We start from the raw sequence: 3112 nt of genomic DNA on the forward strand, positions 1-3112 counted from the left end.
CACGGGCCGTCGACCGTTGTCTGCGGACACTGGGCGTGGTCCGCATCCCACTGCTCGTTCTCACCCACTTTCACGCGGATCATGTGGCCGGGCTGCCCGGGGTGCTGCGCGGCCGCTCGGTGGGGGCGATCGAGACGACCGGCCTGGCGGAGCCGCCCGGCCAGGCCGCGGCCGTGCGGCGCGCGGCCGCGGCGGCGCGGGTGCCGGTGGTGACGGCCGGGCCGGGGGAGCGGCGCCGGTCGGGCCCGCTGTCCTGGGAGGTCCTGTGGCCCGCGCCCGACACCCCGGCGGCCGCCCCGGCACAGGAGGGGCCGAACGACGCGAGTGTGACCCTTCTGGTCCGTACGGCGGGACTGAGCCTGCTGCTCCTCGGCGATCTGGAACCCCCCGCCCAGCAGGCGCTGCTGATGGCGCATCCGGCCCTGCCCCCGGTGGATGTGCTCAAGGTCGCCCACCATGGCTCGGCCTACCAGGATCCACGGCTGATCCACCGGCTGCACCCGCGGATCGCCCTGATCTCCTGCGGCGCGGACAACCCGTACGGGCATCCGTCACCCCGCACGGTGGCGGCTCTGAGGGCCCGGGGTGCCGCCGTGCTGCGGACCGACCGGGACGGGCCGATCGCGGTGACCGGCCCACGGCTGCGGGCGGTGGTCGGCGGAAGGAGGGGGCGCCGCCGAAGGCGGCAGGGCGGCGGCGGATCCCAATTCGCCGTCACGCCACGGTGGTTCACGCAGGGCACAGTAGGTTCCTGGTGGGGACTCAGTCGGTTTCGAAAGGAAGCTTGCTCATGTCGCTCGAACAGTGGACCAAGGTCGATGACTACTTCAACGGCCTTCTGGCACCGTCGGATCCGGCCCTGGACGCCGCCCTGGAGCACAGCGAGGCCGCCGGGCTGCCGCCGCATCAGGTGGCGCCCAACCAGGGGAAGCTGCTGCATCTGCTGGTCCGGATCCAGGGGGCGCGCACCATCCTGGAGATCGGCACCCTGGGCGGGTACAGCACGATCTGGCTGGCCAGGGCGCTGCCCGAGGGCGGGCGGCTGGTCTCCCTGGAGGCCGACCCCCGGTGCGCGGAGGTGGCGCGCGAAAACGTGGAGCGGGCAGGGCTGGGCAAGGTCGTCGAGATCCGCACCGGCAAGGCGCTGGAGTCGCTGCCCCGGCTGGCCGAGGAGGGGGACGGCCCCTTCGACGTGGTCTTCATCGACGCCGACAAGCCCGGCAACCCCGACTACCTCGCCTGGGCGCTGCGGCTCACCCGGCCCGGCAGTCTCATCATCGGGGACAACGTGGTGCGGGACGGGGAGGTGGCCGACCCCGCCAGTACGGATCCCCGCGTCCAGGGCGTACGGCGCTTCACCGAGCTGATCGCTGAGGAGCCCCGGCTGACGGCCACGGCGGTGCAGACGGTCGGCGAGAAGGGGTACGACGGCTTCGCGCTGGCGCTGGTCACCGAGTAGATAGGGGGCGGGCGGCTGCCCCGGGGCGCGTCCGGGCGGTCAGTCGGTCTCCAGCCAGCCCTCGTACTCCTCGGCGAGGGCGTCCAGCGCGGCCGGGTCCAGCCGGGTGGCCGGGTCCTCGACGACCACCAGCCACTGGGCGTCCTCGGCGTCGTCCTCACCTGCCAGGGCGTCGCGCACCAGCTGGGGCTCCTCCGCGACGCCGAAGCGCTCGGGCAGCGCCTCGGCCACCTCCTCCGCCGCGTCGCGGTCGGGGAGCACCAGCACATGCCGTACGCCGTTCAGTCCTCCATCGATCACCGGATCATTGTCGGCCATAGCGAAGACCGGGCTGTCGGCGGTCCGTGGGATGCTGGACCGCGATGGCCAGGAAGACGACGACCGACGATCCCCTCGCCCCGGTGACCCTCGCCGTGGGCCAGGAGGACCTGCTGCTCGACCGCGCCGTGCAGCAGGTCGTGGCGGCGGCCCGCGCCGCCGACCCCGACACCGATGTGCGCGACCTCACGCCCGACGCGCTCCAGCCCGGCACCCTCGCCGAGCTCACCAGCCCGTCGCTCTTCGCGGAGCGCAAGGTCGTGGTGGTGCGCAGCGCACAGGATCTGTCGGCCGACACGATCAAGGACGTGAAGGGCTATCTCGGCGCCCCCGCCGAGGAGATCACCCTGGTGCTGCTGCACGCCGGGGGAGCCAAGGGCAAGGGGCTGCTCGACGCCGCCCGCAAGGCCGGGGCGCGCGAGGTGGCGTGCCCGAAGATGACCAAGCCCGCCGACCGGCTGGCGTTCGTCCGGTCGGAGTTCCGCACCAGCGGCCGGTCCGCGACGCCGGAGGCCTGCCAGGCGCTGGTGGACTCCATCGGAAGCGATCTGCGCGAGCTGGCCAGCGCGGTGTCCCAGCTCGCCGCGGATGTCGAGGGCACGATCGACGAGGCCGTCGTCGGCCGCTACTACACGGGCCGGGCCGAGGCGTCCAGCTTCACCGTCGCCGACCGCGCGGTCGAGGGGCGGGCGGCCGAGGCGCTGGAGGCGCTGCGCTGGGCGATGTCCACGGGCGTGGCCCCGGTGCTGATCACCAGCGCCCTGGCCCAGGGCGTCCGGGCCATCGGCAAGCTGGCCTCCGCCCCGCGCGGTGCCCGCCCCGGTGATCTGGCCCGTGAGCTGGGCATGCCGCCCTGGAAGATCGACCGGGTGCGGCAGCAGATGCGCGGCTGGTCGGCGGACGGGGTGTCGATCGCGCTGCGCGCGGTCGCCGAGGCCGACGCGGGCGTCAAGGGCGGGGGCGACGATCCGGAATACGCCCTGGAGAAGGCCGTCGTCACCATCGCCCGTGCCGCCCGCGCGGGCCGCTCCTAAGCACGGCACCCAGACCCGGCCCTACTCCTTCATCTTCGTCAGGGTCGCCCGGGCGCTCTTTTCGAGCATCTCGGTGGCCTCGTCCGTCGTCATGGGGTCGTCGCTCGATGAGCTGGATACGTACTCCGACCACGTCGACTGGTAGGTCATCCAGCCCTCCCGCACGCCGAGGATCACATACGCCCCGGCGTCGCTGCTGCTGGTGCTCTGCTGGGTGACGACGTACGCCTCGTCGCCGAGGCCGTCCACCTCGCTCACCTTTGTAGGTGTAGCTGGAGGTGCGCTGGTCCTCGTACTGCCG

The 3112-nt window shown here is 73.2% G+C and carries 3 protein-coding genes and 2 pseudogenes; 3 read left to right on the forward strand and 2 right to left on the reverse strand.

The window, feature by feature from the left end; translation table 11 throughout:
* Positions 1-662, forward strand: a pseudogene (locus SSOG_RS49125) (ComEC/Rec2 family competence protein); the annotation flags it as partial.
* Positions 663-790: 128 nt separating this feature from the next.
* A complete protein-coding gene (locus SSOG_RS29770) occupies positions 791-1459 on the forward strand; it encodes an O-methyltransferase (protein ID WP_009717968.1) in 669 nt (222 codons plus the stop codon).
* A 39-nt stretch (positions 1460-1498) separates the two neighbouring features.
* Here SSOG_RS29770 and SSOG_RS29775 read toward each other — a convergent pair whose 3' ends face one another.
* Entirely contained in the window at positions 1499-1744 is a 246-nt protein-coding gene (locus SSOG_RS29775) for a hypothetical protein (RefSeq protein ID WP_009717969.1), read from the reverse strand.
* A 77-nt stretch (positions 1745-1821) separates the two neighbouring features.
* On the opposite strand from SSOG_RS29775, the gene holA reads away from it, so the two are divergent.
* Positions 1822-2811, forward strand: a complete 990-nt coding sequence (gene holA / locus SSOG_RS29780; protein WP_039939012.1) for a DNA polymerase III subunit delta — start codon at positions 1822-1824, stop codon at positions 2809-2811.
* Between the two features lie 21 nt (positions 2812-2832).
* Here holA and SSOG_RS29785 read toward each other — a convergent pair.
* A pseudogene (locus tag SSOG_RS29785) lies at positions 2833-3112 on the reverse strand (hypothetical protein); the annotation flags it as partial.

The organism is Streptomyces himastatinicus ATCC 53653 (assembly GCF_000158915.1).
Taxonomy (GTDB): Bacteria; Actinomycetota; Actinomycetes; order Streptomycetales; family Streptomycetaceae; genus Streptomyces; species Streptomyces himastatinicus.